Source organism: Sphingopyxis sp. BSNA05, assembly GCF_013265645.1.
Lineage (GTDB): Bacteria > Pseudomonadota > Alphaproteobacteria > Sphingomonadales > Sphingomonadaceae > Parasphingorhabdus.
Map to the genome: position 1 here is coordinate 51,040 of NZ_PYIA01000101.1, position 16,211 is coordinate 67,250.

General features: G+C 59.5%; 12 protein-coding genes and 1 pseudogene. 4 read left to right on the forward strand and 9 right to left on the reverse strand.

Annotation, left to right across the window (positions count from 1 at the left end):
- Positions 1 to 27 precede the first annotated feature (27 nt).
- Both C8024_RS11905 and C8024_RS11910 read left to right on the forward strand, forming a co-directional pair.
- Complete coding sequence (locus C8024_RS11905; protein ID WP_173205415.1) at positions 28 to 732, forward strand: alpha/beta fold hydrolase; 705 nt, start codon at positions 28 to 30, stop codon at positions 730 to 732.
- Complete coding sequence (locus C8024_RS11910; RefSeq protein WP_173205418.1) at positions 680 to 916, forward strand: alpha/beta fold hydrolase; 237 nt, start codon at positions 680 to 682, stop codon at positions 914 to 916. Before C8024_RS11905 ends, C8024_RS11910 begins: the two co-directional genes overlap by 53 nt.
- A 136-nt stretch (positions 917 to 1,052) precedes the next feature.
- Here C8024_RS11910 and C8024_RS11915 read toward each other — a convergent pair whose 3' ends face one another.
- From C8024_RS11915 to C8024_RS11945, 7 genes are all read right to left on the reverse strand, one after another.
- Entirely contained in the window at positions 1,053 to 1,835 is a 783-nt protein-coding gene (locus tag C8024_RS11915) for a diacylglycerol kinase family protein (RefSeq protein WP_173205421.1), read from the reverse strand.
- 82 nt (positions 1,836 to 1,917) lie between these two features.
- Positions 1,918 to 3,558 (reverse strand): acyl-CoA synthetase, encoded by a 1,641-nt coding sequence (locus C8024_RS11920; protein WP_173205424.1) that lies wholly within the window; start codon positions 3,556 to 3,558, stop codon positions 1,918 to 1,920.
- An 87-nt stretch (positions 3,559 to 3,645) separates the two neighbouring features.
- Positions 3,646 to 4,803 (reverse strand): CaiB/BaiF CoA-transferase family protein, encoded by a 1,158-nt coding sequence (locus tag C8024_RS11925; RefSeq protein WP_173205427.1) that lies wholly within the window; start codon positions 4,801 to 4,803, stop codon positions 3,646 to 3,648.
- Positions 4,804 to 4,895: 92 nt separating this feature from the next.
- Complete coding sequence (locus C8024_RS11930; RefSeq protein WP_173205430.1) at positions 4,896 to 6,029, reverse strand: nitronate monooxygenase family protein; 1,134 nt, start codon at positions 6,027 to 6,029, stop codon at positions 4,896 to 4,898.
- A gap of 107 nt (positions 6,030 to 6,136) precedes the next feature.
- Positions 6,137 to 8,131: a biotin carboxylase N-terminal domain-containing protein gene (locus C8024_RS11935; RefSeq protein WP_173205433.1), complete on the reverse strand. Its 1,995-nt coding sequence runs from the start codon at positions 8,129 to 8,131 to the stop codon at positions 6,137 to 6,139.
- A 117-nt stretch (positions 8,132 to 8,248) separates the two neighbouring features.
- Positions 8,249 to 9,049 carry an enoyl-CoA hydratase/isomerase family protein gene (locus C8024_RS11940; RefSeq protein ID WP_173205436.1) on the reverse strand — a complete coding sequence of 267 codons (801 nt, stop codon included), beginning with the start codon at positions 9,047 to 9,049 and terminating at the stop codon, positions 8,249 to 8,251.
- A 115-nt stretch (positions 9,050 to 9,164) separates the two neighbouring features.
- Positions 9,165 to 10,787 carry an acyl-CoA carboxylase subunit beta gene (locus C8024_RS11945; protein WP_173205439.1) on the reverse strand — a complete coding sequence of 541 codons (1,623 nt, stop codon included), beginning with the start codon at positions 10,785 to 10,787 and terminating at the stop codon, positions 9,165 to 9,167.
- A 121-nt stretch (positions 10,788 to 10,908) separates the two neighbouring features.
- Between C8024_RS11945 and C8024_RS11950 the strand changes: the two genes are divergently transcribed.
- Positions 10,909 to 11,637 carry a TetR/AcrR family transcriptional regulator gene (locus C8024_RS11950; RefSeq protein WP_173205442.1) on the forward strand — a complete coding sequence of 243 codons (729 nt, stop codon included), beginning with the start codon at positions 10,909 to 10,911 and terminating at the stop codon, positions 11,635 to 11,637.
- Between the two features lie 53 nt (positions 11,638 to 11,690).
- Here the strand turns inward: C8024_RS11950 and C8024_RS11955 are convergent, their stop codons facing one another.
- Positions 11,691 to 13,880, reverse strand: a complete 2,190-nt coding sequence (locus tag C8024_RS11955) for a 3-hydroxyacyl-CoA dehydrogenase NAD-binding domain-containing protein (RefSeq protein ID WP_173205446.1) — start codon at positions 13,878 to 13,880, stop codon at positions 11,691 to 11,693.
- Between the two features lie 55 nt (positions 13,881 to 13,935).
- Positions 13,936 to 15,150: an acetyl-CoA C-acetyltransferase gene (locus C8024_RS11960; RefSeq protein ID WP_173205449.1), complete on the reverse strand. Its 1,215-nt coding sequence runs from the start codon at positions 15,148 to 15,150 to the stop codon at positions 13,936 to 13,938.
- A 250-nt stretch (positions 15,151 to 15,400) separates the two neighbouring features.
- Here C8024_RS11960 and C8024_RS23410 point away from each other — a divergent pair.
- A pseudogene (locus tag C8024_RS23410) lies at positions 15,401 to 16,125 on the forward strand (DUF3800 domain-containing protein).
- The last annotated feature ends 86 nt before the right edge of the window (positions 16,126 to 16,211 follow it).

A 16,211-nucleotide genomic window follows, 5' to 3' on the forward strand; every position in this document is an offset into this window, starting at 1 on the left:
GGTTTTCGCGCAGATCGGGAAGTGCATATGCAAGTCATCGCCAACGGCATCAATATCGAAGTGGAAGACCACGGAAACCCGGCCGATCCGGCGATCCTGCTGGTCATGGGCTATACCGCGCAGCTGATCTACTGGCCGATGGATTTCGTCAACGGCCTGGTGGCCGAGGGCTTTCGCGTCGTCACCTTCGACAACCGGGACGTTGGCCTCTCCTATAAATTTGACGGCGTGCGGCCGCCCCATCCGATCCGCCAGATGCTCGCCAAGCGCTTCTTTCCCAAGCGTCAGATGGCACCCTATAATCTCAGCGACATGGCGAATGACGCGGTCGGGGTGCTCGACGCGTTGAAAATCGACAAGGCCCATATTGTCGGCGCTTCGATGGGCGGGATGATCGGCCAGCTGATCGCCGCGGATCACGCCGACCGGGTGCTGTCCTTCACGCCGATCATGTCATCGACCAATGGTCCCGGCCTGCCCGGCGCAGCGCGACGTGCGCAAGGTTTTGATGCAGACAGCGCGGGCGAAGGCGCGCACGCCGGACGAGGCTCTGGAACTCGGACTGGCCTTTTCCTCGCTGATTGCGTCGGAAGAAGGGCGCAATCGGCCGGAGGAACGGCGGGCGATGATGAAGCTGGCGCAGGAACGCGGTTTCTACCCGCCGGGCCCGAAACGCCAGATGGCCGCGATCATCGATACCGGCAATTTGCGTCCGGTCGCCCAGCGGATTAGCGCGCCGACGATGGTGATTCACGGGGCGGATGATCCGCTCATTCCGTCCGCATGCGGAGAGGATATAGCGGCCAATGTCAAAGACGCGCGCTTCGAGCTGGTCGAGGGCATGGGCCATGACCTGCCGCCGAGCAAATTGCCGGCGATGGTCGACCTGATCGCGGGACACTGCCGCGCGGCCTGAACCAGCGGGGGCTATGCCGGGATTGGCAGGCAATAGGTGACCGTCTGTCCGGTCATCCTGATCTCGCTCGGCTGCTGAGCAAGCAGATCGCCATCGACCTGAAAAGCCGCCTGCCGGGACGGCTCGTCTTTTGCGCCTATCGAGAGGCGACGGGCGGGGAGCGACCGGACGAAACCGAGCCGCGCCGGATCCCGCCCCCGTGCGACTGCCAGCAAGAAGCGGAAAAATCGCGACGGCGCGCCCGCGTCAGTGCGACGACATGGAATAGATCCGACGCCAATTCTGCCGATGGGGCCAGCGTCCAGCTGCCGGCATAATGATGCGCCTTGATCACGTAGAAAGCGGCGCAGGTCAGGCGGGTTTCCGATCCATCGGGTGCGGCCGCTGTCAGGGAGAAGCGCAGCTCCGGCCAGTCGCCAAGCAGCTTGATCAGCGACCAGGCATAAGCGGCACCTCCGATGCGTTTCTTCAATGCCGGATTGTGCCGCGCTACAGCCTGTCCGTCCGGTCCGGCGCTGATGCAGGCGACAAAGGGTCGGTCGTCGCTGGTTACCAGCGGCGCTTCCATCCTTGCCACCTGCCGGTTGAGAAAACCGGCCATGATCTCGCGGGCAAATATTTCCGGATCGCTGGCATAGCCGAGTTCCTTGGCGACCAGATTGACGGTGCCGGCGGGAAATATGCAGAGCGGTTTCGACAGTCCGGCCCTGACCATCGATGCAACCACCAGCCGCAAGGCGCCGTCTCCGCCGGACACGCAGACCAGATCGCATTCCGGGAATATCTCGAACCGCCCGTCAATCTCGGTCCGGCCGACCCGTACCTGCGCCCCACAGGCCTGAAAGGCCCGGGAAAGCACATCCAGCCGGAATTCGTCAAAGGTCCCCGAAGCCGGGTTGTGGATCAGTTCGACAATCATCTCCCGTCCATGCGGTGGATGGTCACGATCCGTCAATGGTCGAGCTGGCGACAGAGGCCGGCGGGTTCAGGCGGAACCGGAGTTAGGCGGGCACCTGCAGCCGTTCCAGCGCCATTTCTTTTGCGGCCTTATAGCCCGCCTTGCCATTGGCGGCGCGCGGCACTTCGTCGACCAGCACCATGGCACGCGGCGCCTTGTAGGCCGCGAGTTTCGAGCGGACATGGTCGTTGAGTTCTGCTTCGTCGAAACTGGCGCCTTCGGCCAGCGAAAGAACCGCCGTTACCTTCTGGCCAAAGCGGTCGTCGGGCAGGCCGACAACCAGACAGTCGTAAACACTGTCATGAGTCTTGAGCGCTTCTTCCACTTCCTCGGGAAAGATTTTCTCGCCGCCGCTGTTGATGCAGGCGGAGCCGCGGCCGAGCAAAGTGATCGAGCCATCAGCCTCGACCGTCGCGAAATCACCGGGGATCGAATAGCGCACACCGTCAAAGGTCTTGAAGGTCGCGGAGCTTTTTTCCTCGTCCTTGTAATAGCCGAGCGGCACCATCCCGCCGTTGCAGATCAGGCCCATTTCACCGGAGCCGGGCGCGACCGGCTTGCCCTCTTCGGTCAGCACCTTGGTTGTCGGGTTCATTTCGAATTTCGCGGTCTGGTCGATATCGATATTTTCCACCGTCGTGATCGATGTCCCCATGCTGCCCTCTGTCGAACCCATGCTGTCGACGATCGCCATATGCGGCAAATGGCCCAGCAGGCCGCGCTTCACTTCGGTCGACCACATCACGCCGGAACTGCCCATCATCTGAAGCGATGATAAATCAAAGCTTTGTCCTGCCGTCTTGGCGTCTTCTAGAGCCGCCAGCATCGGCTTGGCGAAAACATCGCCGACGATGGTGATATCGGTGACTTTCTCGTCCTCGGCCAGTTGCCAGAGCGTTGCCGGATCAAAATGGCTGTTGTCGAACAGCACGACGCAGCCGCCCAGGCTGTGCGGGATCATCGCGCCGATCCACATGCCGGTCCCGTGCATCAGCGGGCAGGCCGGAACCGATCGACCGGTCGCACCGGCAGCGTGGAGTTGCTGGACCAGGGGACCGAAGCTGGACGCATCGGTCGGCGGCTCCATCTCGCGCATTTCAAAGCCTTTGGCGAGCAGGGCGCTGGCAAAGCTCTTGTGATCATACATCACCCCCTTGGGCATGCCGGTGGTACCGCCCGTGTAGAGCATGTAAATATCGTCATTCGACCGTTCTATCGACGGCATTGGCTGCGCGTTTTGCAGGGCCTCTTCATAGGTCACGGCCCCGTCGAGATGCTCGCCCGAACCATCGTCGATTTCGAGGAAGAGTTTGACCTGCTCGAGCTGGTCGCGGATGGCTGCCACGCGCGGTGCAAATTGCGCCTGGAAGACCAGAGCCTCGCTGTCGCTATTGTTGATGACATGGGTCAGCTCCGCCTCGAGATAGCGGTAATTGACATTGACCGGAGTGACGCGGGCCTTGAACGCGCCAAACTGGGTCTCCAGATATTCGGCCGAATTATAGGAATAGATCGAGAGTTTCGCGCCAGGCTCGAGTCCATGGTCGGCCAGTATCTGTGCGACACGGGCGGCCCGATCTTCATATTCGGCCCAGCTATAACGCTTGTCGCCATCGACGATTGCCGGCTTGTCGGGAATTGCCGCAGCAATATTTTCCCAGATATCTGCCATCTGCCAGGTCATGCGATTCTCTCCTTATTTTTCGGAGAGAATAGCCAGATTGCAGCCATGTGCAACCAGATCACGGCGTCAGAATTCGATTGAAGCGGTCTATGGTTGCGGGCGTGCGGCGAGCTCGGCGAGAATCGCGTCGCTATGCTCGCCCAGTGCCGGGCTGGGGCCGCAGGGGGCGAGCTTGGTACCGCCAAAGCGGGCCGGCGCGCTGACATGCTGGACCGCGCCGAGCAGCGGATGTTCTGTCTGTTCGAATATGCCGATCGCAACGGCCTGCTGGTGGGCGGGCAGGTCTTCGAGCGCCAGGCAGGGGGCGGCCGGCACATCATGTTCGGCGAGACCGGCGACCATTTCGGCGCTGGTCAGGTCGGGCTTCTGCGCGGCGATGATCGAGGCAAGCTCCGCCATATGGACGCTGCGGTTGGCCATGCCCTGATATTTTTCTTCCGTCTTCAGATCCGGACGACCGACGATATCGAAGATCGCCGCCCAGTGATCGTCGGTCATCGCGGCGTAGGCGATGGCTCCGTCGGTCGAGCGAAGCGGCAATTGATAATAGTCGGCAAAGGGCGCGCCGTGGGTTACGTCGTCGGCCTGCAGCGTGAGGTGCATGCCGCCGTCGGGCCAGAGAAAGGCAATGCAGCTTTCCAGCATCGACAGATCGATATGCTGGCCGCCGACACCGCGTTCGCGGGCGAACAGGGCGGCGGTGATCGCCTGCGCGGCAGTATAGGCGGTGATCTTGTCGCAGATCAGTGTTTTGACATAGGCAAAGCTGTCGGGATGGCCCTGCAGGGTCATGAAGCCGGCCATTGCCTGCATCACATGGTCATAGGCCGGGCGGCCGGAGAGGGGACCTTCATGGCCAAAGCCGGTGATCGCGCAATAGACGAGCTCCGGCTTCTCCTGGCGCAGCGCCTCGCTGCCCAGGCCGAGCCGGTCCATCACACCGGGCCGGTAATTGTGGATCACGACATCGGCGGAAAGGCAGAGCTGGCGGGCATGAGCGACACCCTCGGCGGTCTTGAGATCGAGGGTGATCGAGCGCTTGGCCTGATTGCAATTGTGGAACAGACCGGAGATGCCACCCTTCTGGCTGCCAAGCCAGCGCATCGGATCGCCAATTCCCGGCGGCTCCACCTTGATCACATCTGCGCCCTGCTGGGCGAACATCATTGTCGCCAGCGAGGCGGTGATCATGGTGGAAAATTCGACGACCTTGATCCCGGCCAGGGGCTGTGTTGCTTCTGTCATGCGATCCTCAATCCCGACCCTGTCTCTGCAGAGCGCGCCCGACCATATGGCGCAACCCGAACTTCGACAAGCTCAGGATGGATAGGACATCGTCATTCGCCGAGATTGGTGGTCAGTCTCTCATAAGCGGTGAGGAAATCTTCCTTGAATCCCTGCACCACCTGACCTGCGGTCATCTGTTCGTTCATCAGTCCGACGCCTTGCCCGACCCAATAGGTGGCGAGATCCTTGGCGCCCTGATTGTCGCCCTGGCTCAGCTTGTCGAGCACCCGCAGCGGCGGTTCGGCGACCAGCGACTGCAATGGCATGGGGAGGGGCGAGGGCGCATCTTCCGACTCCCAGGCATCGGTCCAGGGCGAGCGCAATTGGCGCGACGGTTTGCCGGTGCGCGAGCGCGCCCGGACCGTGTCGCGTGACGTGGCAGCGAGCATCTTCTCTTTCACGATCGGGTTTGTTTCTGCTTCGACCGTGGTCAGCCAGACCGATCCGCACCAGACGCCGCTCGCGCCCATCGCCATCGCGGCGGCCATCTGCGCGCCGGTGGCAATGCCGCCGGCCGCGAGCACCGGCGTATCGTCGCCAATCTGGGCCAGCGCGTTGCAGACCTCGGGAATCAGCACCAGGGTCGAGATATCGCCGGTATGGCCACCCGCTTCGCCGCCGACCGCTATGATGATATCGACACCGGCAGCGACCTGACTCATCGCATGGTCGCGTGTCCCGACCAGAGCGGCGACCGGAACATTATGGCTCTGTCCCATTTCCAGCATCACCTGCGGCGGGATACCCAGGGCATTGGCGATGAGTTTGATCGGATGGCGGAAGGCGACTTCCAGTATCGCTTCTGCGGTGCCGCCGCGCAGATTGTCGGTAAAGGCAACCTGTTCGCGGCGCACCGCTTCGATATCCTCGGAACTGCGCTGCGGATCGACGCCATGACGCTGCATGATATCATCGGTGAACTGCTTGTGCCGGTCGGGAATCGACGCGAGAACGGCTTCCGGGTCCGGCTGTTCGCCCTTGCCCTCGACCTTGTTGGGGACGATGATATCCAGACCATAAGGCTTTCCGTCGACATGATCGTCGATCCAGCTGAGCTCCTCCTCCAGCGTCTCCGGCGAGCAATTGACGCCGCCGAAAACGCCCATGCCGCCGGCTCTCGAAACCGCCGCGACAACATCGCGACAATGGGAGAAAGCGACCAGCGGAAATTCGATGCCGAGCATGTCGCAGATTTATTGTTCATTGGTGGGTCTCTCCGTTCGTGCTGAGCTTGTCGAAGCATGAGTGTGCGTGGCCTGCCCTTCGACAGGCTCAGGGCGAACGGTCGCCATCATGCCTCGTCGCTTTCTTCATCCGCGATAATCTCCATAATCAGATCATCCGCCGCAATCTGCTTGCCAGCTATCGCAGCAATAGTTTCCACCGTGCCGTCAATCTCGGCGAGAATCTCGTGCTGCATCTTCATCGCCTCGAGCACAGCGAGCTTGTCGCCCTTGGCCACCCGCGCGCCGGTTTCGACCAATATCTCGAGCAACAGCCCGTGCATCGGCGCGACCACGGTGCCCCCGCCGCCCGCATCTTCCATGGCGCTGAGGCCGGTCAGGTCGGTTACGGTCAATGACCGCTTGGGCAGCGCCAGATAGAGGGTGCGATGGTCGTCAAAATAGATCGTCTCGACCGTACGGCCGTTGACTCGCAATTTCGCCCGGTCTGCGGACAGGCTGATCAGCTCAATCGTGGCCGTTTCCTCACCGGAGCTGACCCGGTAATGGCCGGGCTTGTCGACATGGACATGGATGGTCTGGGCATCCTCGCCATCGGCATATTGGGTGACCGTTTCCAGCGTGCCGGTGTTCGACCAGTCGAGCATTTCCGGATTGACGTTGAGCGCGAGCTTGTGCGCCGCCTGCTGCCGCAGCTTGTGGTGGATAACAGCGGCGATGGCATAAGAAGCGAAATCATGCGCGCCTAGGTCGACTCCGTCTTCGCCGTAATTTTCGGCAATGAAGGCGGTGGTGGCCTCGCCCTTCACGAAGTCCGGCTTGTCCAGCGCATCGATCAGGAAATCGCGGTTGGTCTTGGGACCAAATAGCGCGGTTTCCGAGAGTGCCTTGATCATCCGGCGACGGGCTTCGTCGCGGGTGGCGCCATGGGTGATGATCTTGGCGACCATGGAATCGTAAAAGGGCGAAACCTCGCCGCCGCTTTCGATGCCGCTGTCGATCCGCGACAGGGTGGAGGGTTTCCACAGATGGACCGGGCCGGTGCTGGGCAGGAAATCATCCGCCGGATCCTCGGCATAGAGCCGGACTTCCATGGCATGGCCGGTGAGCGTGATGTCCGCTTGTTCCAGCCCCAGCAAATCGCCCGCCGCAACTTTCAGCTGCAGTGCCACCAGATCGAGGCCGGTCACTTCCTCGGTCACCGGATGTTCGACCTGCAGCCGCGTGTTCATTTCGAGAAAATAGAAGCTGCCCGACTGGTCGAGCAGAAATTCCACTGTGCCGGCGCCGACATAATCGACGGCCTTGGCGGCTTCGACAGCCGCCGCGCCCATTTGTTCGCGCAGGTCTGGCGTCATGACGGGACAAGGCGCTTCCTCAATCACCTTCTGGTGGCGACGCTGGACCGAACAGTCGCGCTCGCCGAGATGGATGGTGTTGCCGTGGCTGTCGGCAAAGACCTGGATCTCGACATGGCGTGGTTTGATGATCGCCTTTTCGAGGATCAGCTCGCCATTGCCAAAGGCATTCTCCGCCTCGGACCGCGCCAGCTTGATCGCATTGGGTACATCTTTCAGATCATGGACCAGCCGCATGCCGCGACCGCCGCCACCAGCGGCCGCCTTAACCATCAACGGCACCCCGATCGTCTTTGCTTCGGCAACCAGCCGCTCGTCCGACTGATCGTCATCCTGATAACCGGGCACGCAAGGCACGCCAGCAGCGATCATCGCGCGTTTCGATCGGGCCTTGTCGCCCATCACATCAATTGCTTTTTCCGGCGGCCCAACGAAGATGATATTGGCGTCCGCGCAGGCCTTGGAAAAGGCTGCGTTCTCCGAGAGAAAGCCATAGCCTGGATGGATCGCATCCGCGCTGGTGTCCTTTGCCGCCTGGATGATCTTGTCGATCTGCAGATAGGATTCGTTGACCGGGGCCGGACCGATATGCACGGCATCGTCCGCCATTTTGACATGGGGCGCGTCAGCGTCAGCGTCGGAATAGACGGCGACGGTGCGCATGCCCTGCGTCTTGGCGGTGCGCATCACCCGGCAGGCGATTTCGCCACGGTTGGCGACCAGGAGAGTGTTGATTCGGGTCATTTGTAAACCTCGTCATGCTGAACTGGTTTCAGCATCTCGTGAGATGATGAACGGGAAAGGTCCTGAAACAAGTTCAGGATGACGATTATGCAGAGGCGCTGATTTCTCATTCCGGTTTCACCACCCAATTGGCTTGCGCTTCTCGAAGAAGCTGGCGACGCCTTCCTTGGCTTCGTCGCTGACCATGCGATCGGCAAAATTCTCCGCGGCCAGTCGGATCACTTCGTGGCGCGGTTTTCCGGCAATCTGTCCAAGCAGTTCTTTGGTCGCGGCCACCGCACCCGGAGCTGCGCCCAGCACTTGTTTGCGAAGCTGCATTTCGATCGCCTCAAGGCCCGCCACATCATCGGCAATGAAATCTGCAAAACCTAGCTTGTGGGCTTCCGCTCCGTCAAAACGCGCAGCGGTCAGCATCAAGCGGCGGCCGGTGGCATAGCCGAGCTTCTGGATCACGAAGGGCGAAATCTGGGCCGGTGAAACGCCTATGGCGGTCTCGGTCATTGCAAAGCGTGCGCCGCTTTCGCAAATCACGACATCGGCGCAGCAGCTCAGACCAAAGCCGCCCGCCATCGCTGCGCCCTCGATCAACACGATCACGACTTGGGGAGCGCTGTTCACCAGGTCGAAAATCTCCGCTGCGCCGCTCGACATCTTGATGATCGCCGCGCGGTCGCCGCTCTTCTGGAAATTCTCTTTGAAATTCTTGAGATCCGCTCCGGCGCAAAAGACACCGCCGCGGCCCCGCAGGGTGATCCCGCGTACTGCACGATCGTCGCGAACGCTTTTCAGCACACTGGCCAGTTCCGCCACCAGCGCGTCGCTCAGCGCGTTGCGATTTTCGGGCTGGTTGAACCAGATGGTGAGCCAGCCCTGTTTGAGTTCGAGTTCGAGGGTTTCGGTTTCTGGAAATTTGCTCATAGCCTGTATCCCGTTCTTTGCTCCGGCCCCCGAGCCGGAGCCCTGGCGTTGGCAGCGTTGCGCCGCGAGAGCTCCGCATCAAGTGCGGAGCACGGCATGAATGTCGCCACGACGCTCATATCCGCGCTACTCCGAAAGCATTGGGATGCAGCGTCCGGTTCTGCGCCTCGAAGATCGTCTCCAGCGCAAAGCCCAGCACCTTGCGCGTATCGCGCGGATCAATCACGCCATTGTCGAGCACGCGGCCGGATGTGAAGAAGGCGCTTTCCTGCGCTTCGAAAATATCCTTGATCCGCTGTTCCTGCTTGGCGATCGCGTCTTCATCGGGCTCCACGCCCTTGCGCTTCGCCTGCACCCGGGCGACATGGCTCATCGTGTTGGCCGCCGAAGCGCCCGCCATAACGCCGGTTTTTGCATTGGGCCAGCTGAACAGGAAATCGGGCTCGAAGGCGGTGCCGCTCATGCCGTAATTGCCCGCGCCAAAGCTCGCCCCGATATAGAGCGCAAGTTTCGGGACCCGGACGTTGGATACGGCCTGGATCATCTTGCTACCCAGCTTGATCATGCCCTTATGCTCGGACTCTGTCCCGACAATATAGCCGGTGGTATTGTTGAGAAAGATGATCGGCAGCTCGGACTGGTCACACAGTTGGAAGAAATGCGTGGCCTTGGCCGCCGCTTCCGGATCGAACGGGCCGTTGTTGCCAATCAGGCCGACCGCATGGCCCATGATGCTCGCCTGCATGCAGACCGTGCCGGGGCCATAGCGCGGTTTGAATTCCTCGAAATCAGAACCGTCGACAATCCGCGCCGCGACTTCGCGGACATCATAGGGGATGGTATAATCTGTCGGCACTACACCGGCGATCTCGTCGATATCATAGACCGGTTCTTCATAATCATTGCGACGGATTGGCGTGGTATTCTTGTTCCAGTCGAGGCGGGCCATGGTCTCGCGCGCAATGGCTATGCCGTGGGCATCATCATCGGCGAGATATTCGACACTGCCCGTCGTCGAAGCATGCATTTCGGTGCCACCCAGTTCGCGGTCATCAGCCACCTCTCCGGTCGCCGCGTGCACCAGCGCCGCACCGCCCAGCGCCGCCATGCCGTTGTCGCGAACACCAATCACATAGTCGGACATGCCCGGCATATAGGCGCCGCCTGCGGTCGAAGGACCGTGCAACACCACCATCGTCGGGATACCCGCTGCGCTTAGCCAGGCGAGATTGCGGAACAGCATGCCGCCATGGGCCCAAAGCTCGACCTTATATTCCATCAGATTGGCGCCCGCGCTTTCGACCAGATGGATGAACGGCAGTTTGAGATCCTGCGCTATTTTCTGCGCGCCCTTGCTGGCATCCCAGCCTCCGGTTGTCGCCGCGCCAGCGCGGATGCCGCTGTCATCGACCCAGATCATGCAGCGCACGCCTTTGACAAAGCCGATCCCCAATATCACGCTGCCGCCGGGAATACTGGTGTCGGGATTGCTGTCCTCGACCAGATAATTGGCCATATTATAAAGCTGCAGCCACGGCATGCCGGGGTCGAGCAGGCGTTTCAGTCTCTCGTGCGGCGTCAGCTGGCCACGCTTTTCAAAGGTCGGTCGCCGTTTTTCCGATGCTTCCACCGCGCGTTTTTCCAGCGACCGCAAATGATCGATTAGCGCCAGCATATCCTTGCGATTCTGGGCAAAGCTTTCCGAACCGGTGGCGATCTTGGATTTGAACTGGGGCATTGGTGCAGCGCCTCTTTCCGATTTTACCGAGCGGACCATTCGCTATTTGACACGGCGAGTCCGCAAAGGCTATTTGAATAGCACTCGGTATTTCCGAGTCAAGCTCAATAGAGGACAGAATTTGGCAACCAAGGCGGTCAATCCGGAAACCCGGCGGAGCAAGCTGGAGCGCAAGGAACGGGCGATTCTTGATGCCGCCCGCGCCGTTTTTGTCGAGCATGGTTTCGACGGTGCGCGGGTATCCGAAATAGCGCGCCGGGCGCAGATCGGTGAAGGCACGATCTACAGCTATTATGAATCGAAGGCCGAGCTGATGCTCGCGGTGTTGCAGCAATTCTGGGACGGGCTGACCCGGGAAGCCGAAGCGGTCATGGCGTCAGTCGCCGCAGACGGCTTTTTCGACCGTTTGCGGGCGCTGGCGCAATATCATCTGAATATCCTGATCGTGAACGCCGACTTCATCAATCTCAGCTTTGCGCTCCGGCGCAACAACAGCGAGGTCAGCGTCTCGCGCGATCATCTGCGGCAATATGTCGCGGTCTTTGACCGGCTGTTCCTACGCGGCCAGGATCGTGGAGAATTGCGGCAGGATGCCGTGCTTTGGCAGGCGCGTGATATATTCTACGGCAGTCTGGAATATAGCGGGCGGTCCATCGAAATGACCCTGGACGCAGATCACAAGGCCCGCGAGCAGGCGCCGGTTGTGGAGCAGATGGTGGCGCTGTTCCGGTCGCATTACGGCACGGTTGATGGCAGCGGCGGCGCGGAGAATGCAACAATCGACAAGCTGGCGCAAAAGCTCGACCGGCTTTCCGACAAGATCGATACGCTTTCAAAACGCCGTTCGTAGCAGGCAAAAAAGAGCCCCCGAAGGAGCTCTTTCTTATATCATTCTGGTCAGACTTAAGCTGCCTGGTAGAAGCTCTCGCCCTTGTCCGCTTTCTCGCGGAAGCTCATCGGCGGTTTGAACCGTTCGCCATATTTCTGCGCGAGATTGTCGGCGATGCGGACGAAATTGTCGACGCCCATCGTGTCGACATGGCTCATCGGACCGCCGGTCCAGGGCGCAAAGCCCCAGCCAAAGATCGCGCCGAGATCGGCGGATTGCGGGTCGGAGACGACGCCCTCGTCGAAACATTGCGCAGTGGCGATCAGCTGGATGAACATCAAACGCTGCTTGACCTCTTCGACATCCGGCTGTTCTTCAGCCAGCGGGAAATGGTCGGCAAGGCCGGGCCACAATTTCTTCGAACCGTCTTCGGCATATTCGTAGAAACCACCGCCAAAACGCCGGCCACGCCGGTCGATCTTGTTGACCATGATCTCCATCAGCTCTTCGGTACCGCTCGGAACATAGGCGTCGCCCATTTCTTCCTTGGTCGAGGTCATGATGTCATAGCCGAGCTGCAGGGTTGTTTCATCGACCACGGCGAGCGGACCGATCGGCATGCCCATGGCGATGGCGGCATTTTCAATCAGCGCCGGCTTCACGCCTTCGGCGACCATCAGCATCGCTTCATTGGCATAAGGCGGGAAGACGCGGTTGGTGTAGAAGCCGCGGACATCCTTGACGACGATCGGAACCTTGCGGATCTTTGCGTTATAATCGAGGGCAACGGCCAGAGCCTTGTCGCCGGTTTCGGCGCCAGGGATGATTTCCAGCAACGGCATTTTCTCGACCGGCGAGAAGAAGTGCATGCCGATAAACTGGTCGGGCCGTTCGCTGTTCTTGGCGAGGCCGGTGATCGGGAGGGTCGAGGTGTTGGATGCAAAGACCACATCCTTGCCGATAACCGCTTCGGTTTTCTTGATCACGTCGGCTTTGACATCGGGCCGTTCGAACACTGCCTCGATGATCAGGTCGACATCTTTCAGATCGTCATAATTGTCGGTCGGGGTGATCCGCGCCATGAAGGCGTCGGCCTTTTCCTGCGTCATCTTGCCGCGCTTCACGCCTTTGTCGACGATCTTCTGGCTGTAATCGATGGCCTTTTGCGCCTCATCCATATTGCGGTCGAGGACGATGACATTCATGCCGCCCTTGGCCGTGACATGGGTGATGCCCGATCCCATCAGGCCGGCACCCAGAACGCCGACCGTCTTGAGATCGGAGGGCGGAACGCCTTTCGGACGCGCCGCGCCTTTTTCCGCTGCCTGCTTGTTGATGAACAGGGTGCGGATCATATTCTTGGCTTGTGGGCCGGCGAGCAGCTTGGTGAAATATTTGCTCTCGACGCGCAAGGCGGTGTCGATCGGCAACATCGAACCTTCATAGAGGCAGGACAGGATCGCCTTGACCGCTTCGAAATTGCCCTTGCTCTGCTTCAGCGCGATGGCCGAGGAACCGAGGTAAAGTGGCACAGCGCGGGGATCCATCGATCCTGCGCCACCGGGGAATTTATAGCCCTTCTTGTCCCATGGCGCGGTCGCCTTGGGATTGGCCTTGACCCATGCTTTGGCCTTGGCAACGACTTCGTCCGCCGGGACGACTTCATCGACGATCTTCTGCGCGAGCGCAGCCTGCGGGTTCATCGGCTGACCGGTCATGATCGCCATGCCTGCTGCCTGAAGTCCTGCGAGACGTGGCAGACGCTGCGTGCCGCCGCCGCCGGGCAGCAGGCCAACCTGCACTTCGGGCAGGCCGAGCTGGATTTTCGGATGGTCGGCGCACACACGATAATGGCAGGCGAGTGCCAGTTCCAGACCACCGCCGAGGGCGAGGCCGTTCAGCGCGCAGGCCACCGGCTTGGCGTGGGCGGTGCCCTTGAGCAGTTCCTTCGCCGTATGGCCGCCGGTTTCCATGCGGCGCAACATGCCGTTCAGTTCCCATGCGCTTTCAAAAGCTTCGGCCATGCTGTCGGCTTTCGATGCGCCGAGCATGTTGAGATCGGCACCGGCGAGGAAGCCGGATTTCTTGCCCGATGTAATCACCGCGCCCTTGATCGCGTCATCGCTGATCAGCTCTTCGGTGAATCCCTTGAAATCGGCGATCAGCGCCTGGTTCCAGACATTCATCGACTGACCGGGCAGGTCGATGGTGACGAGGGCGATGCCGTCGCTGTCGATATCGACGGTAAATGTTTCGTAGCTCATATTCTGTTCCTTACTATCTCATCCTGTGCTCCGCCGCTCGGGCGGAGGACGAAAATCAGTTCACGCGCTCGATAATCGTGGCAATACCCATGCCGCCGCCGATGCACAGCGTCGAAAGGGCGGTGGACTTGCCGGAGCGTTCGAGCTCGTCAAGCGCGGTGCCGAGGATCATCGCGCCGGTTGCGCCGAGCGGGTGGCCCATGGCGATCGCGCCGCCGTTGACGTTGATATCGCTATGGTCGACATTCATCGCGTCCATGAAGCGCAGGACGACGGCAGCAAAGGCTTCGTTCAGTTCCCACAGATCGATGTCCTTCGCGGTCATGCCAGCGCGATCGAGCGCCTTTTTCGCGGCAAATTCCGGACCGGTGAGCATGATTGTCGGTTCCGAACCGATGGACGCCATCGAAATGATGCGGGCGCGTGGCTTGAGACCGTATTTCTCGCCGGCCATTGCGTTTCCGATCAATACGGCGGCCGAACCGTCGACGATGCCGGAGCTGTTGCCCGCGTGATGGACATGGTTGATCTTCTCGATCTCGGCATGTTTGAGAATCGCAACATCGTCAAAGCCGGGCATCTGTTCGCCCATCATCTGGAATGCGGGGCCGAGGGCACCGAGCGACTGCATATCGGTTTCGGGGCGCATCAGTTCGTCATGGTCGAGCACGACTTCACCAATCACGTCGCGGATCGGCAGGATCGATTTGGCGAAGCGTTTCTCGTCCCACGCCTTGGCAGCGCGTTTCTGGCTTTCGACGGCATAGGCGTCGACATCATCGCGGCTATAGCCATATTTGGTAGCGATCAGATCGGCGGAAATGCCCTGCGGCACGAAATATTCCTGAAAGACGAGAGTCGGGTCGGCCATGCCGCCGAGACCGTCGCTGCCCATCGGGATTCGGGACATGGATTCGATGCCGCCGCCGACGGCCAGATCGGTTTCGCCGGAGCAGACCTTGCCCGCCGCGATATTCACCGCTTCGAGACCGGACCCGCAGAAGCGGTTGACCTGGATTGCCGAGGTGGTGTCGGCATAGCCGGCTTTCAGTGCCGCCATGCGGCTGATGACCGCACCTTGCTCGCCCACAGGAGAGACGCAGCCAAAGGCGATGTCTTCGACTTCATGGCCCTCGAGTTCGTTGCGGTCGTTGATCGATGCCAGCACCTGGGCCGACAGATCGAGAGCGGTGATTTCATGCAGGGCGCCGTCATTGCGGCCCTTGCCGCGCGGGGATCGCACTGCGTCATAGATAAAGGCTTCGGTCATTGGGGTTCCTCTCGCTGGAAGAATTGAAAGAATATTGCGCAATGCTAATGGTGCGCTGCAGCACAGTCAAGCAGTTTACGTAAACGTCAAGATCAAGCGATAGTTAACGGACTGACAAAATATGCGCTCTAACCGTATAATAAGATGTACTAGTCTAACTTTTCATCGAGGAAACGAGATGCTACAGCTTATCTATGGTGGAGAGAAGCGGCGATAAAAACAAGACAATCGTAGCAAATTTATTGTATACGTGGATGAAAGTGGTGACCATTCACTTGATAAAATAGATAACAAGTATCCGGTATTTGTCTTGGCATTCTGCGTTTTTTATCAGGATAATTATGTTCGAAATGTTGTGTCCGCAGTTGAGCGGCTGAAGTTCGACAAATTTGGGCATGACATTGTTATATTGCACGAACGAGATATCAGAAAAGAATTGGGAGTTTTCAAGTTCCGTAACCGATTTGATAAGAATCAGTTTATGGACAGGCTTACTGGAGTTATCGACGACAATAACTTCATTCTCATTTCATGTCTGATCGATAAACGAAAAATTAGCGCAGATGAGAAGGAGCAGTCTAATCCATATCACGTAGCGCTTGGGTTTTGCCTAGAAACACTTGCAGACCTGCTGACCGAGAAAGGCCAAGAGGATTATGAAACTCACATTGTCTTCGAAAAAGAGGTAGAAAGGAAGATGAAGAGCTTGAACTAGAGTTTCGTAGAATATGCGCTGGGTCAAACACGGGTGGAAGGAGGCTGCCCTTCAAAATCATTTTTGCTGATAAGAAGGTTAATTCCGCCGGCCTACAACTCGCTGATTTAGTGGCTCGACCAATCGGTATCCACTATATCCGGCCCAACCAGCCTAACCGAGCGTTTGAAGTTTTAAAGACAAAGTTCTTTTGCAGTGGCGGTCGGGATAATTTAGGCAACGGATATGAAGGCTGGGGGTTAAAGATATATCCAGGATAAAAAGCGAAAAGCCCCGGTGACTCTCACCGAGGCTATAACGCCGACCGGGTTCTCCCAATCCACTTGACAAATTTATTAACATATGA